The 24,323-nt window shown below is 62.4% G+C and carries 24 protein-coding genes and 1 tRNA gene; 8 read left to right on the top strand and 17 right to left on the bottom strand.

The features are described from left to right. The first annotated feature begins 171 nt into the window (after window positions 1-171). Window positions 172-3,006, top strand: coding sequence for a DNA gyrase subunit A (gene gyrA / locus GRI42_RS04110; protein ID WP_160607082.1), 2,835 nt, complete (start codon window positions 172-174; stop codon window positions 3,004-3,006). Between the two features lie 18 nt (window positions 3,007-3,024). On the opposite strand, the gene GRI42_RS04105 is transcribed toward gyrA, so the two are convergent. Then, the gene (locus GRI42_RS04105; RefSeq protein ID WP_160607081.1) at window positions 3,025-3,681 is read right to left on the bottom strand and encodes a lysoplasmalogenase; all 657 of its coding nucleotides are present in this window, start codon (window positions 3,679-3,681) and stop codon (window positions 3,025-3,027) included. Window positions 3,682-3,751: 70 nt separating this feature from the next. On the opposite strand from GRI42_RS04105, the gene trmFO reads away from it, so the two are divergent. Then, entirely contained in the window at window positions 3,752-5,119 is a 1,368-nt protein-coding gene (trmFO, locus tag GRI42_RS04100) for a methylenetetrahydrofolate--tRNA-(uracil(54)-C(5))-methyltransferase (FADH(2)-oxidizing) TrmFO (RefSeq protein ID WP_160607080.1), read from the top strand. Here trmFO and GRI42_RS14120 read toward each other — a convergent pair whose 3' ends face one another. The 9 genes from GRI42_RS14120 to GRI42_RS04055 all read right to left on the bottom strand — a co-directional run bounded on the left by GRI42_RS14120 (window position 5,120) and on the right by GRI42_RS04055 (window position 12,865). Then, on the bottom strand, window positions 5,120-5,416 hold the full coding sequence (locus GRI42_RS14120; protein WP_325065297.1) for an EF-hand domain-containing protein: 297 nt from the start codon (window positions 5,414-5,416) through the stop codon (window positions 5,120-5,122). Window positions 5,417-5,636: 220 nt separating this feature from the next. Then, window positions 5,637-6,308: a squalene/phytoene synthase family protein gene (locus GRI42_RS04090; protein ID WP_160607079.1), complete on the bottom strand. Its 672-nt coding sequence runs from the start codon at window positions 6,306-6,308 to the stop codon at window positions 5,637-5,639. Window positions 6,309-6,359: 51 nt separating this feature from the next. Next, a complete protein-coding gene (locus tag GRI42_RS04085; protein ID WP_160607078.1) occupies window positions 6,360-6,761 on the bottom strand; it encodes a TadE/TadG family type IV pilus assembly protein in 402 nt (133 codons plus the stop codon). Between the two features lie 2 nt (window positions 6,762-6,763). Next, window positions 6,764-7,222, bottom strand: a complete 459-nt coding sequence (locus GRI42_RS04080) for a TadE/TadG family type IV pilus assembly protein (protein WP_160607077.1) — start codon at window positions 7,220-7,222, stop codon at window positions 6,764-6,766. Further along, the gene (locus GRI42_RS04075) at window positions 7,219-8,490 is read right to left on the bottom strand and encodes a pilus assembly protein TadG-related protein (RefSeq protein WP_160607076.1); all 1,272 of its coding nucleotides are present in this window, start codon (window positions 8,488-8,490) and stop codon (window positions 7,219-7,221) included. Before GRI42_RS04075 ends, GRI42_RS04080 begins: the two co-directional genes overlap by 4 nt. Before the next feature lie 275 nt (window positions 8,491-8,765). After that, entirely contained in the window at window positions 8,766-10,142 is a 1,377-nt protein-coding gene (locus GRI42_RS04070) for a pyruvate dehydrogenase complex E1 component subunit beta (RefSeq protein ID WP_160607075.1), read from the bottom strand. Between the two features lie 3 nt (window positions 10,143-10,145). Next, on the bottom strand, window positions 10,146-11,216 hold the full coding sequence (gene pdhA, locus GRI42_RS04065) for a pyruvate dehydrogenase (acetyl-transferring) E1 component subunit alpha (protein ID WP_160607074.1): 1,071 nt from the start codon (window positions 11,214-11,216) through the stop codon (window positions 10,146-10,148). 126 nt (window positions 11,217-11,342) lie between these two features. Next, window positions 11,343-11,657 (bottom strand): FtsB family cell division protein, encoded by a 315-nt coding sequence (locus tag GRI42_RS04060; protein ID WP_160607073.1) that lies wholly within the window; start codon window positions 11,655-11,657, stop codon window positions 11,343-11,345. A gap of 53 nt (window positions 11,658-11,710) precedes the next feature. After that, window positions 11,711-12,865 carry an acyl-CoA dehydrogenase family protein gene (locus GRI42_RS04055; RefSeq protein ID WP_160607072.1) on the bottom strand — a complete coding sequence of 385 codons (1,155 nt, stop codon included), beginning with the start codon at window positions 12,863-12,865 and terminating at the stop codon, window positions 11,711-11,713. Between the two features lie 136 nt (window positions 12,866-13,001). Between GRI42_RS04055 and hppD the strand changes: the two genes are divergently transcribed. The 4 genes from hppD to GRI42_RS04035 all read left to right on the top strand — a co-directional run bounded on the left by hppD (window position 13,002) and on the right by GRI42_RS04035 (window position 16,596). Continuing rightward, window positions 13,002-14,099: a 4-hydroxyphenylpyruvate dioxygenase gene (gene hppD / locus GRI42_RS04050; protein WP_160607071.1), complete on the top strand. Its 1,098-nt coding sequence runs from the start codon at window positions 13,002-13,004 to the stop codon at window positions 14,097-14,099. Further along, a complete protein-coding gene (locus tag GRI42_RS04045) occupies window positions 14,096-14,653 on the top strand; it encodes a VOC family protein (protein ID WP_160607070.1) in 558 nt (185 codons plus the stop codon). The genes hppD and GRI42_RS04045 overlap by 4 nt, the downstream gene beginning before the upstream one ends. 84 nt (window positions 14,654-14,737) lie before the next feature. Further along, window positions 14,738-15,616, top strand: a complete 879-nt coding sequence (locus GRI42_RS04040; RefSeq protein WP_160607069.1) for a mechanosensitive ion channel family protein — start codon at window positions 14,738-14,740, stop codon at window positions 15,614-15,616. A 65-nt stretch (window positions 15,617-15,681) separates the two neighbouring features. Beyond that, window positions 15,682-16,596: a haloalkane dehalogenase gene (locus tag GRI42_RS04035; RefSeq protein ID WP_160607068.1), complete on the top strand. Its 915-nt coding sequence runs from the start codon at window positions 15,682-15,684 to the stop codon at window positions 16,594-16,596. Window positions 16,597-16,603: 7 nt separating this feature from the next. On the opposite strand, the gene GRI42_RS04030 is transcribed toward GRI42_RS04035, so the two are convergent. The 4 genes from GRI42_RS04030 to grxC form a co-directional block, all read right to left on the bottom strand. Next, window positions 16,604-16,680, bottom strand: a tRNA-Arg gene (locus GRI42_RS04030). A gap of 38 nt (window positions 16,681-16,718) precedes the next feature. Further along, window positions 16,719-17,186 (bottom strand): DUF1178 family protein, encoded by a 468-nt coding sequence (locus GRI42_RS04025; RefSeq protein ID WP_160607067.1) that lies wholly within the window; start codon window positions 17,184-17,186, stop codon window positions 16,719-16,721. Window positions 17,187-17,191: 5 nt separating this feature from the next. Beyond that, window positions 17,192-18,007 carry a carbon-nitrogen hydrolase family protein gene (locus tag GRI42_RS04020; RefSeq protein WP_160607066.1) on the bottom strand — a complete coding sequence of 272 codons (816 nt, stop codon included), beginning with the start codon at window positions 18,005-18,007 and terminating at the stop codon, window positions 17,192-17,194. Beyond that, window positions 18,008-18,271, bottom strand: a complete 264-nt coding sequence (gene grxC / locus GRI42_RS04015) for a glutaredoxin 3 (RefSeq protein WP_160607065.1) — start codon at window positions 18,269-18,271, stop codon at window positions 18,008-18,010. 166 nt (window positions 18,272-18,437) lie between these two features. Between grxC and GRI42_RS04010 the strand changes: the two genes are divergently transcribed. Next, window positions 18,438-18,902 (top strand): Hsp20 family protein, encoded by a 465-nt coding sequence (locus GRI42_RS04010; protein WP_160607064.1) that lies wholly within the window; start codon window positions 18,438-18,440, stop codon window positions 18,900-18,902. Window positions 18,903-19,221: 319 nt separating this feature from the next. Here GRI42_RS04010 and GRI42_RS04005 read toward each other — a convergent pair whose 3' ends face one another. The 3 genes from GRI42_RS04005 to tpiA all read right to left on the bottom strand — a co-directional run bounded on the left by GRI42_RS04005 (window position 19,222) and on the right by tpiA (window position 22,166). Beyond that, window positions 19,222-20,856 (bottom strand): CTP synthase, encoded by a 1,635-nt coding sequence (locus GRI42_RS04005; RefSeq protein WP_160607063.1) that lies wholly within the window; start codon window positions 20,854-20,856, stop codon window positions 19,222-19,224. Between the two features lie 103 nt (window positions 20,857-20,959). Further along, window positions 20,960-21,328: a preprotein translocase subunit SecG gene (gene secG, locus GRI42_RS04000; protein WP_160607062.1), complete on the bottom strand. Its 369-nt coding sequence runs from the start codon at window positions 21,326-21,328 to the stop codon at window positions 20,960-20,962. 76 nt (window positions 21,329-21,404) lie between these two features. Beyond that, window positions 21,405-22,166 carry a triose-phosphate isomerase gene (tpiA, locus tag GRI42_RS03995; protein ID WP_160607061.1) on the bottom strand — a complete coding sequence of 254 codons (762 nt, stop codon included), beginning with the start codon at window positions 22,164-22,166 and terminating at the stop codon, window positions 21,405-21,407. Between the two features lie 216 nt (window positions 22,167-22,382). On the opposite strand from tpiA, the gene GRI42_RS03990 reads away from it, so the two are divergent. Beyond that, window positions 22,383-24,320, top strand: a complete 1,938-nt coding sequence (locus GRI42_RS03990; protein WP_160607060.1) for a peptidylprolyl isomerase — start codon at window positions 22,383-22,385, stop codon at window positions 24,318-24,320. Window positions 24,321-24,323: the final 3 nt, after the last annotated feature.

The following is a 24,323-nucleotide window of genomic DNA, read 5'->3' as shown; positions in this document are numbered from 1 at the left end:
ATGCACGTTCCCGCCGTTCAGGTCCGATATGGGCAATCGGGCTATCCATATGTGGAAAAAGCCCGCCAACACCCCTGTCAGACACGCCCGAAAGTGGCGCGGGAACGGCATTTCGCCTAGGGTTCTGACTGCAATCCAAATCCCGATCACAGATCACGGAATACCATAGTCTTGTCCGACGAAACCGACCTGATTGACCCACCGGCCCCCGGCGCCGAATACGCTCGCATCGACATCGTCGACGAGATGAAGACCAGCTACCTCGATTACGCGATGAGCGTGATCGTCAGCCGCGCGCTGCCCGATGTGCGGGACGGCCTGAAGCCGGTTCATCGCCGTATCCTCTTCGCTAGCCAAGAAGGCGGCTTCGTTGCCGGCCGCCCCTATCGCAAGAGCGCGAAGATCGTCGGCGACGTCATGGGTAACTACCACCCGCATGGCGACGCCGCGATCTACGATGCGCTTGCCCGCATGACCCAAGACTGGTCGCTGCGCGTTCCTCTGGTCGACGGCCAAGGGAACTTCGGTTCGATGGACCCGGATCCGCCGGCCTCGATGCGTTACACCGAGGCGCGGCTTGCCCGTGTCGCAAATTCGCTGCTCGACGACCTCGACAAGGACACGGTCGATTTCGTCGACAACTACGACGGTTCGCGCCAGGAACCGACGGTCCTTCCGGCACGCTTCCCCAACCTCCTGGTCAATGGCGCAGGTGGCATCGCGGTCGGCATGGCCACGAATATCCCGCCGCACAATCTGGGCGAAGTGATCGACGGCTGTCTCGCCTTCATCGAAAATCCCGCTATCACCAGCGAGGAACTGTTCGAGATCATTCCGGGCCCGGATTTCCCGACTGCCCCGCTCATCCTTGGAAAGTCTGGTGCCCGTGCGGCCTACACCACCGGTCGCGGCTCGATCCTAATGCGTGCGCGTCACGATGTGGAAACCGGCAAGAACGACCGACGGTCGATCGTTCTCACCTCCATTCCCTACCAGGTCGGCAAGAGCGCACTTGTCGAAAAGATTGCCGAAGCCGCCAAGGACAAGCGGATCGAGGGCATCTCGGACATCCGCGACGAATCGAGCCGCGAAGGCGTGCGCGTCGTCGTCGACCTGAAGCGCGATGCCTCTCCCGAAGTCGTGCTCAACCAGATCTGGCGCTACACGCCCGCGCAGGCGAGCTTCCCGGCCAACATGCTGGCTATCCGCGGCGGCCGTCCCGAAGTGCTTACGCTGCGCGAATTCGTGCAGGCCTTCATCGCCTTCCGCGAAGAGGTCATCACCCGTCGCACCAAGTTCGAACTGAACAAGGCGCGCGAGCGTGCCCACATCTTGCTCGGCCTCGTGGTGGCCGTGTCGAACCTCGACGAGGTCGTCGCGATGATCCGCGGGTCGTCCAATCCGGCCGATGCGCGCGCCAAGCTGCTCACGAAGGAATGGCCGATCGGTGACATCGCGCAGTATATCCAGCTCGTCGAAGCGATCGAGCCGAGCGCCGAACAGGAAGGCGGCTCGTATCGTCTCTCGGAGCGCCAGGTTAAGGCCATCCTCGACCTGCGCCTCCACCGCCTCACCGCGCTGGGCCGCGACGAGATCGGTGACGAGCTCAAGGAACTGAGCCTCGCGATCGAAGAGTATCTCTCGATCCTCGCCGACCGCGTGAAGCTTTACGGCGTGATGCGCGAGGAGCTCGAGGAAATTCGCGCTACCTACGCCACGCCGCGTATCACCGAAATCGCGCCCGCTTGGGACGGTCTCGAAGACGAAGACCTTATCGAGCGCGAAGACATGGTCGTGACTGTCACCCACGGCGGTTACATAAAGCGCACCCCGCTCCAGGCCTTCAGGGCACAGGCGCGCGGCGGCAAGGGCCGCTCGGGCATGGCGACCAAGGACGAGGATGCCGTCGTCGAAATGTTCGTCACTTCGACGCACAATCCGGTGCTCTTCTTCACGAACACCGGCCGAGTGTACCGGATGAAGGTGTGGAAGCTGCCCGAAGGCGGGCCGACCACCAAGGGACGGCCGATGGTCAACCTGCTTCCCTTGGGTGACGAGGAGCGCGTGACCAACGTGCTGCCACTGCCCGAAGACGAGAGCGAGTGGGCGAACCTCAACATCGTCTTTGCGACCGAGCAAGGCATGGTGCGCCGCAATTCGATGGACGCGTTCACCAACGTGCCCACCAACGGCAAATACGCGATGGGCTTTGTCGAAGGCAGCGGAGACCGCCTGATCGGCGTCGAACTGCTGACCGAGGAGCAGGAGATTTTCCTCGCTTCCGATTCCGGCAAGGCGATCCGCTTCTCGGCTACCGACGCCCGCGAAACCAAGAGCCGTACCGGCATCGGCGTGCGCGGCATGAAGCTCAAGGAAGGCCAGAAGGTCGTCTCGATGGCCGTGCTGGACGCAGGGGAACGCGACACCGAGGTCCGTGACGCTTACCTGCGCGCGGCGAACTGGAAGAATAACGAGAACGAAGCGACGCTCGGCGCCGGAAAGGTTGCCGAGATGGCAGAGGCGGAAGAATTCATCCTTACACTCACCGCCAACGGCTATGGCAAGATCTCGTCAGCCTACGAATACCGCACGATCGGTCGCGGCGGGATGGGCCTGACCAATATCGGCGAGCCCGCCAGCAATCCGGACCGGAACGGGCCGGTCGTTGCCAGCTTCCCGGTCAAGCACGGTTCGCAGCTCATGCTGGTGACCGACCAGGCCAAGCTGATACGCCTTCCGATCCAATTTCGCCACATGGTGGAAGGCGGGTTCGACAACCATGAGGGGTTCTCGATCTCGGGCCGCGGATCCTCGGGTGTGCGCATTTTCAACGTCGCGAAGGGCGAGCAGATCGTCGGCGCGGCTCTGATCGACGAGACGGAAGAGCCGGAAAACGAGGCGGAAGAAGCTGTCGCGGAAGAAATGGCCGACCGCACCGCGCAGACGACCGAACCGTACACGACGGCCCATTCGGACAAGAACATCGAAGGTGAACCGGGCGGCTAAAGCGCTGTGAAGTCGCGATCAGGCGTGGTGCTTGCGAATGCTCTGCACCACGCCGATCGCGATGAGGAACTGACCGCCGTAATACAGTGGCCAAATCAGCCAGCTTCCGACCTCGGCGGGGATATGTCCCGCTTCCCTTGCAAAGATCAGCAAATCGCTGACAACGAACAGCACCGCCCCCGTCCCGACGCGGTAGCGAGGAAAACGGCTCGTCCAAGCCGCAGCTGCCATGGCTCCGACGAGGAACGAATAACCGGTCGCCGCCTGCCAGTTCGGCAGGGGATAGGTCATCAATCCAGCAATTGCCGGTGTCGCTGCCAGAAGGGCTATGCCGGTAAGCGCCTGGCTAGCGGTCGTAGCCGGGCGGCGGTTGCGCAAATAGAGGGCTATCGCGATCAGGTGCCCGACCGCGAAGAGCGCGCCCCCGACGAGAAAACTGAACTCGAGCACCACGTCACCGAGCGCGCCGAAGGTCATGACAAGCGCGATCAGCGCACCATCGAACCCCTTGCCGCGGTGAGCTGCGTAGAGGGCGAGAAACCCCACGCCAGCTCCCTTCCAAGCCATCAGCCAGATCCCGCCGATGGGGTCGTCCATGACGAAAAAGTAGCTGACTGCTGCGGCCAGGCTGGCCAGCAGGTACGGCCGGTGCTCGGACAATGCGCGTTTTGGCATGAAATTCCCCTCGTTGGCGCTCGGTAATCCTTGATAGAGGGGGCATGCAAGCCCTAGGTGCGCCACCGCAATGACTCACGACGTACATATCATCGGCGGCGGCCTCGCGGGAAGCGAAGCGGCATGGCAACTGGCGAAGCGCGGCTTAAAGGTTCGCCTGTCCGAAATGCGCGGCAGCGGCGAGATGACGCCTGCCCACCAGACCGATGGCCTCGCCGAATTGGTCTGCTCCAACAGCTTCCGGTCGGACGATAGCGACCGCAATGCCGTCGGCCTGCTGCACCACGAAATGCGCGGGCTCGACAGCCTTGTCATGCGTGCGGGCGAAGTGGCCCGCGTCCCTGCCGGAAGCGCAATGGCGGTCGACCGCGACGTGTTCTCAGCCGAAGTGCAGCGCACGCTCGAAGAGCACCCCAACGTGACCGTCGTGCGCGAACGCGTGGATACCCTGCCCTCCGCCGGTGCCACCATTGTCGCGACGGGCCCGCTGACTGCGCAATCGCTTGCCGAAAGCATCGTTGGGGCAACGGGCCAAGACCGCCTCGCTTTCTTCGATGCCATCGCCCCGATAGTCCACCGGGACAGCATCGACATGTCGAAATGCTGGATCCAGAGCCGCTGGAACAAGCGCACCGAGGCCTCGAATGAGGACGGAGACTACATCAACTGCCCCATGACCAAGGAGCAGTATCTCGCCTTCCACCAGGGCCTGCTCGATGGCGAGAAGACCGAATTCCGCGAATGGGAAGCGGATACCCCCTACTTCGACGGGTGCATGCCGATCGAGGTCATGGCCGCGCGCGGGGTCGACACGCTCCGCTTCGGTCCCATGAAGCCAGTAGGGCTCGACAACCCGCACGACACGACCCCGGAATTCCCGCAGGGGCGCTGGCCCTATGCCGTGGTCCAGCTGCGACAGGACAATAAGCTCGGCACCTTGTGGAACATGGTCGGCTTCCAGACGAAGCTGAAATATGGCGCACAGATCGAGCTGTTCCGGACAATTCCGGGCCTCGAGAATGCTGAGTTCGCACGGCTCGGCGGTCTCCACCGGAACACCTTCATCAACTCGCCACTCGTCCTCGATCGCCAGTTGCGGCTGCGCGGCGGGGAACACATCCGGTTCGCCGGCCAGATAACCGGCTGCGAAGGCTACGTGGAGAGTTCCGCAGTCGGCCTGATGGCTGGGATGATGGCTGCGGCCGAACTGGCCGGGCGCGACTGGACGCCTCCGCCAAGGACAACCGCTCTTGGTGCGCTGCTCAGCCACATCACCGGCGATGCGGAAGCAGAGACGTTCCAACCCATGAACGTCAATTTCGGCCTCTTCCCCCCGCTTCACGACGTGAAGAAGAAAGCGCGCAAGGAAGCCTACACGTCGCGAGCCAAGCAAGAGTTCGGGGAGTGGATTGCGGGCGCCGAAGCGGTCACCGCCTGATCAGCACGCGCACTTTCGCTTTTTGGCGGGCTTGGCCCGTGTGGTAGCGAATTCCCTCGGGGAAAGTTCGTTGTCGCCATCGGCGTCGGCGCCCTCGAATTTGTCGACGGTGGCGACTGCCCATTCCTCGAAGGTGAGCAGATTGTTGCCGTCCTTGTCGAGCTTGCGGAACCCGTCGCTGCGGGTGGAGAGCATCTCGGTCCGGCTGATGCGCCAGTCGCGGTCACGGTCGTAGCGGAAGAAGCGCTGCTCTTCCTTGGTCAGCTCGGTTGCTTCGGGCGGCGCTGGGCCAACCATGTCCTTCGGGTCGCCGGATGGGAGCGCGTCAGGTGATGCTGTCGACGGCAGTTCGGCAAGCGAAGGCGGCGGGGCGGCGGACTCGACCTCGGCGCGGCCCTGGTACCACCTCGGCGCGGCCCTGGTACCAGAACAGCCCGACCCCCATGGCGATGAGGACGATGATCCCGCCGGTGACAATGCCCCTCATGCTACCCCCTGTATTTCGACAACCCTTTGTTTAGCGGCCAAAAATACCGATGCGCAAGGCCAGAAGCGGTGCCCCCCTGCCCTCCATCGGAGAGATGCCGCCTGCGGCAAGGGCCCGGCTCCCCAACGCCGCCAGGATTGCAAAGGGGCGCAGGCGGCGGGGAAGCCTCTTGGAGCGGAGCTTCATGCCATTAGCCAGACCGGCAACGACCTCGCGTTCTTCCGCATCGGATAGGTGGGACAAGAGATCGGCGAGAAACCATGCCTGGGCTGCGGACGATATCCCCGCGGAGCTCTCCTTGGCTAAAGGACCGCTCGCAAGCGCTGTCCAGGACGCCCCCCTGCCTTCGACGAATTGCATTGCGGCATTGCGTTCGAGCCTCTCGGCCAGCAAAATCCCTTCCCACGCGTCCACTAACGTTTCGAGGCCGTCGGAATGAGCGCCCCATGCCGTGTTCAACGCAGCGACAAGCGGCTCGCCGCTGGGACGGTCTTCAGGCTGCCTGCCAAGGACATCGCGCCACCATGCAAGGCGCAATTGGCCGATCATCGGTTCGCTGCTGCCTGCGACGATCTCTGCCAACCGACGGTCGAGCTCGAACATGGCATGATACGCCAACCGGTCATCCGGATGGGCATAGGCCAATGCGATCCGGTATTCCGGGCGCAGGTGGTTATCGTTCAGGAGTTCCTTGCCATCCATACTGGCGGCCATGACGAAGCCGCGCGCGTGGTGCAAGCCTGCCGGACAGGCCTAGAGCTGCGGGTAGGAACGCTTGGTCAGGCGAACGGGCATTGTGCCCATGTCGACGAACACGAGGTTCACATTGATTCCGCCGGAGGCCACCAGGTCGACATAGTCGCGTCCGAACGTGTCGGTGCCATGGGTAATCGCGAGCGTCGCATTGCCGAACTGCTGGGCGCTGAGCAGATTGTTCGTGAACTCGGTCTGCAATTCGGTGTCGTTGGGGATCGGCCAGACCGTCACGCTCCGGGCTGTCTCGTCCAGCGCGGAAGAGAGCGAGTTCTGGAAGAACAGGTAGATGCCCATGTTGAGCGCGCCCAGAAGCATCGTCACGGTAAGCGGCAAGGCGAGCGCGAACTCGACAGCCGCGCTCCCGTTGGCGTTTCGAAAAAGGCTCTTCAGGCGCGTCATGATCATTTCGTCCTCAGCGTGACCGAGCCGACGTGGGTCTGGGTCGTCGCGAAATCTGCGATACCGTCGATGTTGAGCATCGGCGTGTAGGTGTCGCGAACAGTGATCGTCATAAAGTCCGTCTGGACCGCAGTCGGGTTCACGCAAATCGGGGCAGCGATCGTCGGCTTGACACCGTCACACTCGATCCACGTGTCGATCGTGATGCTGCCAACCGGCATGCCGCTGGCATCGGAAATAGCCTGCCGCACCTCGATGGCGGTCGGGAGGTCCTCCATAGTGCCCATTACGTATTCCGCGCCAAGCTGCGCCGTCTGCTGCATCTCGATCTTGTGCCGGTAGCCCATGGCGAAATCGATCCCGCCGAGCGCAAACATCAGCACCAGCGGCATCACCAGAGCGATCTCGATAGTCGCGTTGCCTCCGCGGTCGCGCAGCGCTTTTGAAAGAAGCGCGATCATTGACGAAGCCTCAGATATTCCGAACCGGAGAACGAGGCGACGCCGCGGCCTGCCGGGCAGTTGTTGCGCACGGTTGTGTTGCCGGTGAAGGTGATATAGGTCGCGATGATCTGCAGGCAGTCCGTGGACATGCTGCTGTTACCGCTGAATGTGACCGCGTTCGTCGGTGCGTAGATCGTCCCGTCGAACACCGAACCGTTGTCGCCGGTGATCAGCATGCGGTTGGTATTCGAAGGCACGGTGCGGCTGTCCTGCACCATGATGATGCCGGCGTAAGTCCCGGTGCTGGGCGCGGTCAGCTGGATGTTCGAAGTACCCTGCGCGCTGAAAGTACCGATCTTGCTGGCATTGAACGGAGACGCGGTATTCGTGAAGACGAGCGTCACGCCATTGCCGATGACCGAGGCGTTACCTCCGACGGACAGGCCCTTTTCTCCAAGATAATAGGTGCCGGGAAGCAGCGTAACGGTCGCGTTAGACTGGACCTGGATACCGCGGTAGCATCCTGGCGAAAGCTCGTTGGGCGAACCCGAGACCAGCGGCCAGTTGTTGCACACCACGTTCGGGTCGGAGAATAGTCCGTCATAAGGATCAACGGCGGGTGCTGCACCATTGTTGATCGCCGTATCGGCGCTAACTCCACCCGAGGCATTCACCGTACCGACCGCCGAAAGCGCGCCGGCCCGGATGGTGTTGTTGCCCGATGCCGTAGCATCGAAATTCGAGTTCGACGCCATCCCGCAGTTCATGTCGACACGCGCCGAACCGGAAATGATCAGGCCAATGGACGACCTGTCGAGCGCGATCATGCAGTTGGGAACTTCAGAGCTGCTCTCGGCAACGGCCTCGACACTGATCGTCGGAGGAGTGGCGAGGAACAGGCTCGAGAACGGGAGCGGCTGGCTGACGCTGAGCACGACACGCACCATGCTGTTGTTGCCGGTGAATGGCCCCGCGGTGGGAGGCGTTTCGATCGCTTCGATAGTGTAGGTGTGCTGCGTGTTAGAGCTCAGCACCTTCGTCACGACGGCGTTCACGTCCTCGCCATTCTTCTTAGCGAGTGCACCTGCGATTGCGCCGGCATCGGCAGCACTGTGAAGATCACGACGCCAGCTCAGCCACTGGGCTGCGTCCACGGCGAGGCCCATCGTGCCGACGATCGGCACGAGCGAAGCCGCGACGAGAATGAGCATGTTTCCGCGCTTGTCGTCGCGGACCTGCTTCAGAAATTGCAGCGCACTGCGGAGCATTGCGAACCTCGTGTCCATTTATTCGAGGTTCCATTCATAGCCCCCCGCGATTGGGGCGAGGTAAAGCAACAGCCCTAAAAGGAAGTTAAAATGCGCCCCTGTTGAGGACCGCAACCCTCTTGCTCCCATGAGTCGGCTTTTCGCCTCCAAGGTTAACGCCCCCTTTCGTCCAGTTTCGGGAGCGACCTTAAGCTGTGCGGCAAGGCAATTATCGTGCGATTCGATGCACGTAATGAAAAAGCCGCCGCAGCACTCGCTACGGCGGCTTTTCAATTCGAAAGAACGCCGGCGTCCTAGTCCCGGTAGCAAACCTTCTTCACAGCCGAGACGATGCCCGCCGTGTCGATCAGGGCCAGCTTTTCGAGGTTCGCGGCGTAGGGCAGCGGAACGTCCTCGTTGCATACCCGCGTTACCGGGGCATCGAGGTGGTCGAAGCCTTCTTCCATGCAGATGGCGACGACTTCCGATGCGATCGAGCATGTCGGCCAGCCTTCTTCCGCGATGACCAGACGGTTGGTCTTGGCAAGGCTTTCAAGGATGGCTTCCTTGTCGAGCGGGCGCAGCGTGCGCAGGTCGATCACTTCAGCATCGATGCCTTCGCCGGCCAGCTGCTCGGCCGCTTCCAGCGCAAGGCCCACCGCGATCGAGTATGCAACGATCGTGACGTCCGAACCTTCGCGCATGATCCGCGCCTTGCCGATCGGCAGCACGTGGTCGTCCAGTTCGGGCAGTTCGAAACTGCGGCCGTAGACGAGCTCGTTCTCGAGGAAGACCACCGGGTCCTCGCAGCGGATGGCAGCTTTCATCAGGCCCTTGGCGTCTGCGGCGTCATAGGGCGCGATGACGATCAGGCCCGGAACGCTGGCATACCAGGGGCCGTAGTTCTGGCTGTGCTGTGCACCAACTCGGCTGGCCGCTCCATTGGGACCACGGAAGACCACGGGGCAACGCATTTGGCCACCGGACATGTAATTGGTCTTGGCTGCCGAATTGATGATGTGGTCGATCGCCTGCATGGCGAAGTTGAAGGTCATGAACTCGACGATCGGACGAAGGCCGCCCATCGCCGCGCCCGTACCGATGCCGGCAAAGCCGTATTCGGTGATCGGCGTATCGATTACGCGCTTCGGGCCGAATTCGTCGAGCAGGCCCTGCGTAACCTTATAGGCACCCTGGTACTGGGCAACTTCCTCGCCCATCACGAACACGCGCTCGTCGCGGCGCATTTCCTCGGCCATGGCATCGCGCAGGGCTTCGCGGACCGTGACGGTTGCCATGTTGGTGCCGTGCGGGATTTCCGGATCCTTCACGCCCGATTTCTTGGTCGGCTTGGTGATCTCCGCTTCCGACGGCTCGCGGCCTACGTCCTTGCCCTCGCCAGGAACGTCGGCGACGGGGGCCGCATCCGCAACCGCAGAGGCATCCTCGCCCTCGCCCGCAAGCATGGCGATGACAGTCCCGACCTTCACGCCTTCGGTGCCCTCGGCCACGAGAATCTTGCCCAAGGTGCCTTCGTCAACAGCTTCGAATTCCATCGTCGCCTTGTCGGTTTCGATTTCGGCAATGATGTCACCGATGGCGATCTCGTCGCCTTCCTGCTTGAGCCACTTGGCTAGCGTGCCTTCTTCCATCGTGGGCGAAAGCGCCGGCATCTTCAGTTCGATGGCCATGGATCAATACTCCTCGACCAGAACGTCGGTGTAGAGCTCGGATGCCTCCGGCTCGGGCGAATTTTCGGCGAAATCGGCTGCTTCGCTAACGATCTTGCGGATGTCCTTGTCGATGGCCTTCAGATCGTCTTCGCTGGTGCCTTGCTCCACGAGGATCTTCTTCATGCCCTCAATCGGGTCCTTGTGATCTTTCATGTCCTGCACTTCTTCGCGCGAGCGATACTTTGCCGGATCGGACATGGAGTGACCGCGATAGCGGTAGGTCTCGCATTCCATCAGGACGGGGCCACCGCCCTCGCGCACGTGCTTGAAGGCGATCTCTGCAGCCTGCCTGACTTCCAGCACGTCCATGCCGTTGACCTTCATGCCCGGGATGCGGAACGCGGTGCCGCGGCGGTAGAACTCTGTCTCGGCCGAGCTGCGGCTGACGGCAGTGCCCATCGCGTACTGGTTGTTTTCGATCACGAAGACGATCGGGAGCTTCCAGAGCGACGCCATATTGAAGGTTTCGTAGACCTGACCCTGGTTGGCTGCGCCGTCGCCGAAATAGGCGAGGCACAGGCCGCCGTCCTCGTTGTACTGGTGAGCGAGCGCCAGTCCGCCGCCGAGCGCAACCTGCGCGCCCACGATGCCGTGGCCGCCGTAGAACTTATGCTCGGTCGAGAACATGTGCATCGACCCGCCCTTGCCTTTGGAGATGCCAGCTTCGCGGCCGGTCAGCTCGGCCATGATGACCTTGGGATCGATGCCGTAAGCAAGCATGTGGCCATGATCGCGATAACCGGTGATAACGCTGTCGAGCTTTTCGGTCAGGGCCGATTGCAGGCCCACCGCAACGGCTTCCTGCCCGATATAGAGGTGGCAGAACCCGCCGATGAGGCCGAGGCCGTAGAGCTGGCCGGCGCGTTCTTCGAAGCGTCGGATCAGCAGCATCTGCTCGTAAAAATGCAGCATCTGGTCGCTGCTGGCGTCGAAACGCTTCTTCTTGTCGAGTTCTTCCTGCAGCGAATGCAGGACGAAATCGAGGTTTTCTGCCGGGCTACCTGCGGCTTTGCTCTTCGGGGCCTTTGCCAAACTACAGCATCCTTCTCTTCCGGGGAGGAATATGCCTGAGCCTATAGGCATAGCCACGCGCGCCGCGCAACGCCCTGCTCGGCACGCATACGAAAACCTTACGGAATAGCGGGGTTTTGCGCCCGATCAGTCGTCGAGCTTGATCACGACCTCGTCCGGATGGACGACGTTGAGCTGGCTGCGAAGCAGTTCGCCCACCATGTCGGGATCGGCATGTTCGGGGTGCAGCAGCGCCACCTTGTTTTCCAGCGCCGCACGTTCCTTCTGGAGTGCAGCCAGCTGGGCTTCGCGCTGGTCCAGCAGGCGGAGATTCTCGCTCCATGCCAGCAGACCGCTCGGGCCGGCGATACCGATCGCGCCCATCACAAGCAATGCGCCGAGCGCCGCGCTTTGCGACGCCTTCTGCTTCTGCCTGATGGTGAGTCTCGGCTTGCCCCTCATATTGCTACAGAATCACAGTTAACCTTTGCGCGCAAGGGGTTTCGCGCGGCAAATCAGTAAGAACGCGGCAGGCCGAGAACATGTTCGGCCACATAGCTGAGGATCAGGTTCGTGCTGATCGGGGCGACGGTGTAGAGCCGCGCTTCGCGGAACTTGCGCTCGACATCATACTCCTCCGCAAAACCAAAGCCGCCAAGGGTCTGCACGCACATGTCGGCTGCGGCCCAACTGGCTTCGCTGGCGAGCATCTTTGCCATGTTCGCTTCGGCGCCGGCATTGCCGCCCTGGTCGTAAACCTGCGCTGCGTGATGGACCATCAGTTCCGCCGCCCGCATCTGGGCGTAGCAACGGGCAATCGGGAACTGCACGCCTTGGTTCTGCCCGATCGGACGGCTGAAGACCTGACGCTCCTTCGCGTAATCGCTGGCCTTCTCGATGAACCACTTGGCATCGCCGATGCATTCGGCAGCGATCAGGATGCGTTCTGCGTTCATGCCTGAAAGGATGTAACGGAAGCCCTGCCCTTCATCGCCGATCAGCGCGGAGGCAGGAATGCGCATGTCATCGAAGAACACTTCCGTGGTGGAGTGGTTCATCATCGTGCGGATCGGCTTGATGGTCATACCGTTGCCCACCACCTTGCGCATGTCGACGAGGAACAGCGACAGCCCCTCGGTCTTCTTGGCCACTTCCTCGCGCGGTGTCGTTCGGGCGAGCAGAACCATGAGGTCGGAATGCTCCGCCCGGCTCGTCCAGATCTTCTGTCCGTTGACCACATAGTCATCCCCGTCCCGTCGCGCGAATGTACGCAGCGAAAGCGTATCCGTCCCACTGGTCGGTTCCGACACGCCGAACGCCTGAAGGCGCAGCTCGCCGGTAGCGATGGCAGGCAGGTAGGCCGTTTTCTGATCCTCACTGCCGTAACGCAGCAGCGTGTTCATCACGTACATCTGCGCGTGTGCAGCGGCTCCGTTACAGCCTAACGCCTGGATTTCCTCCATGATGACGGAAGCCGCGTCGAGACGCAGGCCGCTGCCGCCATATTCCTCGGGGATCAGCGCCGCGAGGAAACCAGCCTGCGTGATGGCGTCCACGAACTCGCCGGGATAGGCCCGTTCGCGATCCTTCTCGCGCCAGTACTCGCCCGGAAAGTCGGAGCAGACTGCGCGAACGGCGCGGCGGATGTCGTCGAGGTCTTCACTAGCCATGCCCCTCCATGGACTCACCGCAGCAGCAAGGCAATCCGTCGGAACGAACCCTGACAGGCACGCCAATTTCTTGACAGCCACGCAGCTATTGCGTATTTGGTTTCCATTGAAACTATCTAGTGGACAGAGGAAGCACATGCCCGATCTTTTCGAAAACCCCATCGGCCTCGACGGCTTCGAATTCGTCGAATTCTGCGCGCCCGAAAAAGGCGTGATTGAGCCGGTTTTCGAAGCCATGGGCTTCACCCTCGTCGCCAAGCATCGCTCGAAGGATGTCGATCTCTGGCGTCAGGGCCAGATCAATCTCATCCTCAACTACGAACCGAAGAGCGCTGCATGGTTCTTTGCGCGCGAACACGGCCCCTCTGCTTGTGGCATGGGCTTCCGCGTTCGCGACGCCCGTAAGGCCTACGCCGAACTGCTCGAACGCGGCGCCGAGCCTGTCGCTGTGCAGACCGGCCCGATGGAACTCCACATCCCGGCCATCCGCGGCATCGGCGGCGCAATCGTCTACCTCATCGACCGCTATGAAGACGGCGAAGGCAACGGCCTGTCGATCTACGACATCGACTTCGAATACCTTCCGGGCGTCGAGAAGCACCCCGTCGGTGCCGGTTTCAACTTGATCGATCACCTCACCCACAACGTCTACAACGGCCGCATGAAGTACTGGGCGGATTATTACGAGACGCTCTTCAACTTCCGCGAAATCCGCTTCTTCGACATCAAGGGCGAGTATACCGGCCTGACCTCGAAGGCGCTGACCGCACCCGACGGGAAGATCCGCATCCCGCTCAACGAGGAAGGCGAAGGCGGCAAGGGCCAGATCGAGGAGTTCCTGCGCGAGTTCAACGGCGAAGGCATCCAGCACATCGCGCTGATCTGCGACGACCTGCTCGGGTGCTGGGACAACCTCAAGAAGCTGGGCGTTCCCTTCATGACCGCCCCGCCCGAAACCTATTACGAGATGCTGTCCGAGCGCCTGCCCGGCCACGGCGAAGACGAAGCTGAACTCAAGGCTCGCGGCATCCTGCTCGACGGCACGACCGAGGGCGGCCAGCCCCGCCTTCTCCTGCAGATCTTCGCAGAAGCGCAGGTCGGCCCCGTGTTCTTCGAATTCATCCAGCGCAAGGGTGACGAAGGTTTCGGCGAAGGCAACTTCAAGGCCCTGTTCGAAAGCATGGAACGCGACCAGATCCGTCGCGGCGTTCTCGAAGTGGAACCTGCAGAATGAGCGCGATCAAGCCATCCGGAATCCACCACGCAGCCTATCGCTGCAAGGATGCGAAAGAGACCGTCGAATGGTACGCCAAGGTGCTGGGCATGGAATACACCACTGCCTTTGCCGAGGACCACGTTCCCTCGACCGGCGCCTACGACCCTTACATGCACGTCTTCCTCGATGCAGGTAACGGCAACGTGCTCGCCTTCTTCGAACTGCCCAACCAGCCCGACATGGGCCGCGACGAGAATACGCCGCAGTGGGTCCAGCACCTCGCCTTCCGCGTCGGTTCGGAGGAAGAGTTGATGGCTGCCAAGGACCATGTGGAAAGCCTCGGCATCGACGTCCTTGGTCCGACCCACCACGGTATCTTCAAGTCGATCTATTTCTTCGACCCGAACGGCCATCGCGTGGAGCTTGCTGCCGATATCGGCACCGACGAGCAATATGCGGAACTCAAGCGGGTTGCCCCGCTGATGCTGGAAGAATGGAGCCAGACCAAGAAGGCCCCGCGCCATGCGGACTGGCTCCACGAGATTGCCCGCAAGGAACACGGGCTGAACTAAGCCTAAGCGGCGAAAACCATGTAATTTCGCCATTTCGGAACCCTGAGCGGGGCATACCGTTGCCCCGCAAAGGGAGTCCTTCGGGTGAATTACATTTCCACGCTGCGCGATGAGCTGCAGGACATGGGTACCGGCTTCGTCGAGGCCCTGCCCAGCATGGCCATCGCGCTGTTCGTCATTCTGCTCACCTGGATCGTCGCCCGTTTCGCCGCCAAGATTGCGGACACACTGGTCGGCAGAACCGAAATCAGGGCCAGCCTCAAGAACCTCATCGACACGCTGGTGAGGCTGGCGATCTGGGTGACGGGCCTGTTCATTGCAGCCGTCATCGTCATTCCCAGCCTCACCCCGGCAAGCCTCCTCGCTGGATTGGGTATCGGCGCCGTCGCCATCGGTTTCGCCTTCCAGGACATCTTCGAGAACTTCCTCGCCGGGGTGCTCATCATGGTTCGCGAGAAAATGCGGATCGGCGACGTGATCGAGTGCGAAGGCATTACCGGCAAGGTAGAACACATCACCTTGCGCGAGACGCATGTTCGCAAGCTTTCGGGCGAACTGACCGTCGTGCCCAACTCGATCCTGTTCAAGAACCCGGTCGAAATCCTGACCGATGTCGACCAGCGCCGGCACCAAGTCGTGATCGGCGTTTCCTATGACACCAATCTCGATCACGCGGCCGACGTAATAAGGCGTGCAGTCGAAGGGGTGGACGACGTGCTTGCCAGCAAGGGCGTCGATATCTTTGCGCAGGAATTCAATTCCAGCTCGGTCGACTTCCTCGTGCGCTGGTGGGCCGGGTCGACGCCTCGGTCTGGCTGGGAGAGCAAGGACAAGGTGATCCGCGCGATCAAGTCCGCGCTGGACGAAGCGCATATCGAGATCCCGTTTCCCTACATTACGCACACCTTCAAGGAGACGGTGCCCGTAAGCCAGTTGGGTGACACGGCGAAGCGGACCCCCTAAGCTTCCTCTGAAGCCGCCCGGCGCAAATGCATCGCTCAAATGGCGGCTAGCCACGGGAGAGGCTCATGCAGATACTTCGTACGCCCGCCGAACGCTTTACAGGCATTCCTGATTACCCCTTCGCGGAGAACTGGATCGAGATCGACCTCGGCAACGGGATGTCGGCCCTTCAGCATTATCTCGACGAAGGCCCCAAGGACGCGCCGCCGGTCTTGCTGTTCCACGGGGAGCCGAGCTGGTCGTATCTCTATCGCAAGATGATCCCCCTCTTGGTCGACGCAGGTTTCAGGGTGCTTGCCCCCGACCTCATCGGTTTCGGCAAAAGCGACAAGCCCGACGATCCGGCCTTCTACACCTATGCCCGGCACACCGCATGGCTGAAGCAATGGCGCGATGCCGTAGTGCCTCAACCTGCGGGCCTGTTCTGCCAAGACTGGGGGAGCCTCCTCGGGTTGCGCATAGTTGGACAGGAGCCTGAGCGCTTTACCTTCGTTGTCGCCAGCAATGCGACACTGCCCACGGGCGGCAAGGTTTCGGACGGATTCCTCGCTTGGCGCGCCTTCGCCAAGAGCTCGCCTGATTTCGTGATCGGCGACATTCTCCAGCGAGCCACCCAGACCGAGCTCAGCGATGCCGAGGTAGCAGCTTACAATGCGCCATTCCCTGACGAGCCGAGCAAGGCAGGGGCGCGAGCGTTTCCGCAGCTGGTACCGGTCGAAGACGGCATGGATGGCATCGAAGACAATCTGGTCGCGTGGAAGGGACTCGAAGCCTTCGATCGGCCGTTCCTCACGCTCTTCGGAGAGGATGACCCGGTCTTGGGCATGGCCGCGCCGCTGCTTTCCGAGCGCATTGCCGGGGCAAAGGGGCAGCCGCACGCAATGCTTAGCAAGTGTGGCCATTTCAGCCAGGAAGACCGCCCGCGCGAACTGGCCGATGGCATCATCGCCATGGCGCGCAAAGCCGGGGTTCTCGGTTAGACGGGAATGGTGCGCCCGACAGGATTCGAACCTGTGGCCCCCAGATTAGGAATCTGGTGCTCTATCCGACTGAGCTACGGGCGCGCCGGCGCTTCGTATAGCGGCTCAACTTGCCGTGGCAATCAATTGAGTTCGTCGGGCGGCGCGATGGGAAAAAGGATGGGCGCAACCGCAATACCCTCGGCTGCGAGTTCCTTGGCCTCTTCCTTGGTGGCCTTGCCGTGGATCGGCGTTTCGTCGGCCTCGCCGTAGTGCTGCGAGCGGGCCTCCTCGGCGAACTTGTCACCTACCCACCTGCTCTTTTCGAGCGCCTTGGCCTGCGCCTTGGCTAAAGCCTCGAAGGCCTTGCGCACTTCCGGCGGCATCGGGGCATTGGAAAGCTGGGCCTCCTTTGCACCGGTATTCTGCTTCGGCGCGGAATTCGACTTCGCAGGGACCGCCGGCGCCATCGGTGCCTTGCCGACATTGGTCGAGCCGCATTCGGGGCAATCGACCAGTCCGACCTCGCTCTGCCGCTCGTAATCGGCGGACGAGCCGAACCAACCTTCGAAGCGGTGGCCGTTGTCGCAGTGGAGGTCGTAAACGATCATGGCGCCTAAATGGCGATTTCGCGGCGGTTGGCAAGGCTGGGAACCTGCGCCCGCACATCGGCGATGCGTGATAAGTCGATTTCCGCGAATCCGACCCCGCTCACCTCGCCCCCCATGTCGAGCAGGACCTCGCCCCATGGATCGACGACAAGGCTGTGCCCGTAGGTTATGCGACCGTCTTCGTGCTGGCCGACCTGGGCGGCAGCGATAACATAGGCGGATGCCTCGATCGCCCTCGCCCTTTGCATTATGTGCCAGTGCGCCCTTCCCGTCGGCACAGTGAACGCGGCAGGGATGGCAATGGCGTCGCAGCCAAGCTTGCCCAGAGCTTCGAACAGGCCGGGAAAGCGCAAATCATAGCACACCGCAAGGCCGAGCCTGCCAAGCGGCGTATCGACGGCAACGACCTTGTCGCCCGCCTGGTATGCGTTGGACTCGCGCCAGCTTTCGCCGGTCGCAAGATCGACATCGAACATGTGCATCTTGTCGTAACGGGCCGCGATTTCGCCAGCTCCGTCGATCACGAAGCTCCGGTTGGCCCATTTCCCGCCATCAGCGAGGACGGCAAGCGACCCGATGCAAGTCCAGATACTGGCACGTGCACTTGCTTCCCTTACGGCGGCGAGGACAGGGTTTGCCTCTTCGCTTACGACATGAGCGGCAGCGCGCTGGCGATCCCGGTCGAGCAGACCCGACATCTCGGGCGTGAACAACATCTGCGCCCCGCCCGCGGCTGCCTCTCCGATCGCCTCGACTAGGCGCGCTGCATTGGCCTGCGGATCGATCCCGGTCGTCGCCTGGAAGAGCGCGATCCGCGTCATTCAACCGGCCAGGAGAGCATCAAGCTTGCCGGCGCGTTCCAGCGCCGCGAGATCGTCCGAACCGCCAACGTAGACATCGCCGATGAAGATTTGCGGCACCGTGCGCGCTTGCGGCGCACGCTCCATCATTTCATCGCGCTTGGGACCGCCCATCGTGATGTCGTGTTCCTCATACACCGCGCCCTTGTCGTCGAGCAGCTTCTTCGCGCGGTAGCAGTAGCCGCAGCCGAACTTGGTGTAGATGTCGATATGGGGCTGGCTCATGGTCGATCCCGTGCTGTTCTTTCCATTGCTGTCTAGCCGTGCAGCGGGATGCTTGAAAGCCCCCGACGGGCGACTATCTTGAATGTGCCGGCTGATGTTCAGCGGGCTCGGGAGTGCCGATTGCGGGCTCCCCAATGTCAAATTGCTCAGAAGAGGATTTGTTTCGATGAACCGTTTCGACACTACCCCCTATCGCCGTTCTACCGTCGGCTTCGACCGCCTGTTCGACCTGATGGAACGCCAGGCACGCAATGCGGGCGGCGACAACTACCCCCCGTTCAATATCGAGCGCCGCGGTGACGATGAATATCGCATCACGCTGGCGGTCGCGGGCTTCCGCCCCGAAGACCTCGATATCACGGCCCAGCAGAACCTGCTGGTGATCCAGGGCCGCAAGCGCGACGACCAGCCCGAAGGCGAAATGCTGCATGTCGGCATCGCCAATCGCGGGTTCGAGCGCCGCTTCGACCTGGCGGATTATGTCCGCGTAGAAAACGCAGACCTCAGGGACGGCATGCTGGTCATCGACCTGCTGCGCGAAGTTCCCGAGGCGATGAAGCCGAAGAAGATCTCGATCGGCGGACAGAAACCCCTGGAAATCGTCAAGGGCGACGACAGCGAAGCTGCCTGACAAGGCCCTGAAACTAAAGAGGGCGGCGCCCTAAGGCACCGCCCTCGCGACGACTAGCGCCGCCAAGCCCCAAATTCGACCGTCCGGGTCGCAGAAGACGATCGGGTTCGAGGCAAGCCCACCACCGGCTGGCGCAGTGTAGTTTCGTAAATTCAGTGACCTATCACCACTGATCCGGGGTCGGTCTGCATTAAATGCAACAAAAGATAAAGAGCGCGGAATCCCTAGGGACTCCGCGCTCTGTCGCGCTGGTACAAAACCGGCAAATCGGCCTTAGCGAAAACAATCGTTTACGCCTGTGGGCGACGTGAAAAAAAATTTACACGAGGCGTGCCTGTTCAAGCGCCGCACCGATGAAACCCGCGAAAAGCGGGTGCGGATCGAACGGCTTGGACTTCAGTTCCGGGTGGAATTGCACCCCGACGAACCAGGGGTGGTCCGGACGCTCCACGATTTCGGGGAGCAGGCCGTCGGGCGACATGCCCGAGAAGATCAGGCCCTGCTTTTCGAGCGGCTCGATATAGGCGCCGTTCACCTCGTAGCGGTGGCGGTGGCGTTCCGAAATCTCGGTCGCGCCGCCGTAGATCGAGGAGACATGGCTGTTGGCTGCCAGCTTGGCGTCATAGGCGCCCAGGCGCATCGTACCGCCAAGGTCGCCGCCAGCCTCGCGGGTCTGCAGGCCTTCCTGCGTCATCCATTCGGTGATGATGCCCACTACCGGTTCTTCCGTCGCCCCGAATTCGGTCGAGCTCGCCTTGCTGTAGCCTGCCGCGCGAGCGCCTTCGATGCAGGCCATCTGCATGCCGAGGCAGATACCGAAGAACGGCACCTTGCGTTCGCGCGCGAAGCGTACGGCAGCGATCTTGCCCTCGCTCCCGCGTTCACCGAAACCGCCGGGCACAAGGATGCCGTGCATCGGTTCGAGCTGGGCCGCGATGTCGCTGTCGCCCTGCTCGAACACCTCGGCGTCGATCCACTTGATGTTGACCTTGACCCGGTGGGCCATGCCCCCGTGAACCAGCGCCTCGTTGAGCGACTTGTAGGCGTCCTGCAGGCCGACGTATTTGCCGACCACGCCGATGGTAACTTCGCCTTCGGGGTTCGAATGGCGGTCGACCACGTCGTACCAGCGCGACAGGTCCGGTTCCGGCGCATCGGTGATGCCGAACCCGCGCAGGACCTCGGTGTCGAGGCCTTCTGCGTGGTATTGCAGCGGGACCGAGTAGATCGAGGGCGCATCGAGCGCGGGGATGACCGCTTCCTTGCGCACGTTGCAGAAGTTGGCGATCTTCTGGCGCTCGCTATCCGGGATCGGGTGCTCTGCGCGGCAGAGCAGCACGTCCGGCTTGATCCCTAGACTGGCAAGTTCGCGGACCGAATGCTGGGTCGGCTTGGTCTTCAGCTCGCCTGCCGCAGCGATGTAGGGCACCAGAGTGACGTGGACGCTCAGCGTCTGCATCGGCTCCAGTTCGTTCCGCAGCTGGCGGATGGCTTCCATGAACGGAAGCCCCTCGATATCGCCGACGGTCCCGCCGATTTCGCACAGGATGAAATCGTGATCGCCCTGGTCGGCGAGCGCAAATTCCTTGATCGCGTCGGTTACGTGCGGGACGACCTGCACGGTCGCACCAAGATAGTCGCCGCGACGCTCCTTGGCGATGATCTGCTGGTAGACCCGGCCCGACGTCACGTTGTCACCCTGGTGCGCCGAGACGCCGGTAAAGCGTTCGTAGTGTCCAAGGTCGAGGTCCGTTTCAGCGCCGTCGTCGGTAACGTAGACCTCGCCATGCTGATACGGGCTCATCGTGCCGGGATCGACATTCAGATAGGGATCGAACTTGCGGATGCGGACCTTGTACCCGCGCGCCTGGAGAAGCGCTGCGAGGCTCGCAGCCATGAGACCTTTACCGAGCGAGGAGACCACGCCGCCGGTGATGAAAATATACCGCGCCATGGGAGTCGGGCCTTAAGCGTGGGGGGTGAGTCGGCGCAAGGATAAAGACGCGCCAAAGCGCGCGTCGTCCACAGACGCCTGAGGAAGGGCGAAGATTTGAGGCTTATTCGGCGAGCGGATCGGCAGCCGGAGCAGGCTCTGCCGGAGCCGGAGCTGCTGCAGGTGCCGCACCCGGACCGCCCAGCGGGTCGACCGGCTCGGCCGGAGTGACCGAACGATCCAGCGTCGATTCGACACCGCCCGTTCCCACTCCCTCGACAGCCATCGCAGCCAGCGCAATCGACAGGATCACGAAAGCCACCGCCAGCCACTTGGTCGAACGGGTGAGGAAATCGGCCGCGCCGCGGGCGCTGAGCATGCCGGAGGGGCTGCCGCCGATGCCAAGACCGCCGCCTTCGCTGCGCTGCATGAGAATGACGCCGACGAGGGCAGCGGCGACGATCGCCTGGACGACAGTGAGGAAGAGGAACATCGGTTGCTAGCTCTATCGAATAAACTGGTGGGCCGCATCTAGGCGTCAGACGGCGCTACGGCAAGGTGTGCGAAAATCAGGCTTCTTCGGCTTCCGAAGCGGCCACAACGATACCCAGGAAGCTTTCGGCCGACAGGCTCGCCCCGCCGACCAGCGCACCACCGACTTCGGGAGTCGACAGGATTTCCCGGGCATTGTCTGCGTTCACGGAGCCGCCGTAGAGAATACGGACCTGCGAGGAATGCTCTTCGCCATAGGTTTCGTCGAGCAGCTTGCGGATTGCCGCGTGCATCGCCTCGATGTCTTCCACGGTTGCTGTGCGACCTGTTCCGATCGCCCAGAGCGGTTCATAGGCGACCGTCAGGCGTTCGGCAGCGTCCTCGATCTTGGGGAGGCTTGCGCGAAGCTGGCCGAGCACGAACTCCTCGGCCTTCCCGGCATCGCGAAGCTCAAGGCTTTCGCCGCAGCACAGGATGATACGCAGGCCCGCTTCGAGCGCGCTTTCGATCTTGGCGTTGATGAGGTCGTTCGATTCGCCATGGGCGCCGCGGCGCTCGCTATGGCCGAGAATGACGAACTTTGCCCCAGCGTCCGCCAGCATGGATGCCGAGATGTCGCCGGTGTGCGCACCTTCTGCGCCGGGATGGCAGTCCTGCGCACCGATTCCGATCTGTTCGGCTTCGCGGTGGACGGCGTGAATAAGCGTGTACGGCGGGGCTACGGCCACTTCCGCCTTCATGTAGCGCTGTGCAGCGCGATCGATCGCGCGCGCTTCGCTGAGCATTGCGCGCGTACCGTTCATCTTCCAGTTGCCAACGATATAAGGCCGTTCGGCCATGGTTATTTCCTGTCACGTAATGTCGTATCCGGCGGGCGCTATATAGGGTGGTAGCGGACAATCGCCAGAGTGGGCTTGTTTATGCGTCAAAAGCGGACGGGACCTGTTGCGACGAGGTCGCAGGGCGGATAAAGCGCGCTGCTCGAACCGGTGTCGCACCGCTTCCCGTCCGGAAGCGGGCGCCCCCAAAGCACTGAAGAGGCCCGACCGCAAGTCATGCTCACCTTTTTCCGGAATTTCTTCAAGACGAAGGTCGGCCTTGCCATCGCCCTCGCATTTCTCGGCCTGATCGGCTTCGCTTTCGCCAGCATGGACGTGTCCAGCACCGGCGCATTCGGCGGCGTTGCAGGCGGCGACCGTGTCGCAGTGGTCGGTAGCGAGAAGATCTCGACCGCCGAACTAAGCGACGGCGCGGCCGAGGCATTGCGCCAGGCGCGCCAGGGCAACCCCGACGCGACCATCCAGACGCTGCTGGCAGACAACGGGCTCGACGAAATCCTCGACGGCCTGATCGACCGCTTCGTCCTGGTTGCTTGGGGCGAGGAAAACGGACTTCGGGCAGGTCGCAACCTCGTCAACAGCGAAATCCGCCAGATTCCCGGCGCCCGTGGCCCCAGCGGCGATTTCGAGGAAGCAGCCTATCAGGCCTTCCTCCAGACCCAGAGCCTGACCGACGCGCAGCTGCGCAGCCAGATCCGCACGTCGCTGTTCTTCCGCCAGTCGATCATCCCGGCTGCCTACGGCGCGAAGGTCCCCGATTCCATTGCCCGGACCTATGCCCGCACGTTCAAGGAGCGCCGCCGCGGTTCGGTCGCCGTGATTTCGGCCGCTGCCTTCGCTCCGACCGGTGCGCCCACCGACGCCCAGCTCCAGAAGTTCTACGCTGACAACCAGTCGCGCTTCGTCCGCCCCGAGCGGCGCACGCTGCGCTATGCGACCTTCGGCAGCGAGGCCCTGGGCGAAAGCATCGAGCCCGATGACGCCCAGATCGCGGCCTACTTCAAGGAAAACGCGGAAAACTACGCGGCCCGCGAAACCCGTGATTTCACGCAGGTCATCGTCGCCACCCGGCAGGGCGCCGAAGCCATCGCCAACCGCGTCCGCGGCGGCCAGAGCTTCGCCGCAGCGGCCGCAGAAGCTGGCTTCCGTACGGCCGAACTGTCGGACCAGGAACGCGACAATGTTCGCGAACAGGCCAGCGCCGCTGTCGCCGATGCCTATTTCTCAGCATCCGAGGGCGGCCTGACCGCACCTGCGCGCAGCCCGCTCGGCTGGCACATCGCCCGTGTCGACGACGTGACACAGGTTCCCGCAAAGACCGTTGCGAGCGTTCGCGGCGAAATCGCCGACGTGCTTCGCGAACGCAACCGCCAGCGCGGTATCGCCGAACTGGCTACTACGATCGAGGACCGCCTCGCCGATGGTGCTTCGCTTACCGCAGTGGCGGAAGAGCTCGACCTCGAGGTCGTGGCAACGCAGCCTCTCACCGCTTCTGGCTTCGTTTACGGAACCGCCCAACGTGCGCCCGAACTGGTGGCATCGACGCTCGATTTCGCATTCCAGATCGAAGAAGGCGAACCCGAGATCGCTGCCCTGCCCGACGGCCAGAACTTCCTGCTTTACGAAGTCTCGTCGATCACCCCCTCCTCGGTCGCCCCGCTCGCCGAAATCCGGGAGAACGTGATCGCCGAATGGCGCCGCTCGCGCGGTAACGAAGGTGCAAGGGCTGCGGCAGATCGCGTCCTCAAGCGTGTCCAGGGAGGACAGAGTCTCGCTGCAGCAATGGCAGCAGAGAAGGTTGCCCTCCCCGCGCCTGAAGCCGTGAACCTCAGCCGCGAGGAACTCGCACGCCTCGGCAATACCAGCGTGCCTGCGCCGATCGCGCTGATGTTCGCTATGGCCGAAGGCTCGACGAAGAAGCTCAAGGGGAATGGCGACCAGGGTTGGTTCGTCGTGTCGCTCGAAGACATCTCGCTCGGCCAGCTCGAAGAAAACGACCCGCTGGTGCAGCAGGCACTGCTCCAGATCGCACAGGGCTGGACCGCGGAATATTCGCAGCAGATGCTGGCCGCCATGCGCGCCGAAGTCGGCGTCGAGCGCAATCCCGATGCAATTGCCGCGGTTCGCCGCCAGTTGCTCGGCGAGACGAACTGAGGT

The organism is Qipengyuania gaetbuli (assembly GCF_009827315.1).
Taxonomy (GTDB): Bacteria; Pseudomonadota; Alphaproteobacteria; order Sphingomonadales; family Sphingomonadaceae; genus Qipengyuania; species Qipengyuania gaetbuli.
Note: the sequence above shows the minus strand (reverse complement) of the source record. Positions and strands in the feature narration are given on the sequence as shown.

Bases quoted from the DNA above. Each gene is read 5' to 3' on its own strand.
- GRI42_RS04105 (WP_160607081.1), bottom strand. From the start codon at position 3,681: ATGCCAAAACGCGCATTGTCCGAGCACCGGCCGTACCTGCTGGCCAGC.
- trmFO (WP_160607080.1), top strand. From the start codon at position 3,752: ATGACTCACGACGTACATATCATCGGCGGCGGCCTCGCGGGAAGCGAA.
- GRI42_RS14120 (WP_325065297.1), bottom strand. From the start codon at position 5,416: ATGGTTGGCCCAGCGCCGCCCGAAGCAACCGAGCTGACCAAGGAAGAG.
- GRI42_RS04090 (WP_160607079.1), bottom strand. From the start codon at position 6,308: ATGGATGGCAAGGAACTCCTGAACGATAACCACCTGCGCCCGGAATAC.
- GRI42_RS04085 (WP_160607078.1), bottom strand. From the start codon at position 6,761: ATGACGCGCCTGAAGAGCCTTTTTCGAAACGCCAACGGGAGCGCGGCT.
- GRI42_RS04080 (WP_160607077.1), bottom strand. From the start codon at position 7,222: ATGATCGCGCTTCTTTCAAAAGCGCTGCGCGACCGCGGAGGCAACGCG.
- GRI42_RS04075 (WP_160607076.1), bottom strand. From the start codon at position 8,490: ATGGACACGAGGTTCGCAATGCTCCGCAGTGCGCTGCAATTTCTGAAG.
- GRI42_RS04070 (WP_160607075.1), bottom strand. From the start codon at position 10,142: ATGGCCATCGAACTGAAGATGCCGGCGCTTTCGCCCACGATGGAAGAA.
- GRI42_RS04060 (WP_160607073.1), bottom strand. From the start codon at position 11,657: ATGAGGGGCAAGCCGAGACTCACCATCAGGCAGAAGCAGAAGGCGTCG.
- GRI42_RS04055 (WP_160607072.1), bottom strand. From the start codon at position 12,865: ATGGCTAGTGAAGACCTCGACGACATCCGCCGCGCCGTTCGCGCAGTC.
- hppD (WP_160607071.1), top strand. From the start codon at position 13,002: ATGCCCGATCTTTTCGAAAACCCCATCGGCCTCGACGGCTTCGAATTC.
- GRI42_RS04045 (WP_160607070.1), top strand. From the start codon at position 14,096: ATGAGCGCGATCAAGCCATCCGGAATCCACCACGCAGCCTATCGCTGC.
- GRI42_RS04035 (WP_160607068.1), top strand. From the start codon at position 15,682: ATGCAGATACTTCGTACGCCCGCCGAACGCTTTACAGGCATTCCTGAT.
- GRI42_RS04025 (WP_160607067.1), bottom strand. From the start codon at position 17,186: ATGATCGTTTACGACCTCCACTGCGACAACGGCCACCGCTTCGAAGGT.
- GRI42_RS04020 (WP_160607066.1), bottom strand. From the start codon at position 18,007: ATGACGCGGATCGCGCTCTTCCAGGCGACGACCGGGATCGATCCGCAG.
- grxC (WP_160607065.1), bottom strand. From the start codon at position 18,271: ATGAGCCAGCCCCATATCGACATCTACACCAAGTTCGGCTGCGGCTAC.
- GRI42_RS04010 (WP_160607064.1), top strand. From the start codon at position 18,438: ATGAACCGTTTCGACACTACCCCCTATCGCCGTTCTACCGTCGGCTTC.
- GRI42_RS04005 (WP_160607063.1), bottom strand. From the start codon at position 20,856: ATGGCGCGGTATATTTTCATCACCGGCGGCGTGGTCTCCTCGCTCGGT.
- secG (WP_160607062.1), bottom strand. From the start codon at position 21,328: ATGTTCCTCTTCCTCACTGTCGTCCAGGCGATCGTCGCCGCTGCCCTC.
- tpiA (WP_160607061.1), bottom strand. From the start codon at position 22,166: ATGGCCGAACGGCCTTATATCGTTGGCAACTGGAAGATGAACGGTACG.
- GRI42_RS03990 (WP_160607060.1), top strand. From the start codon at position 22,383: ATGCTCACCTTTTTCCGGAATTTCTTCAAGACGAAGGTCGGCCTTGCC.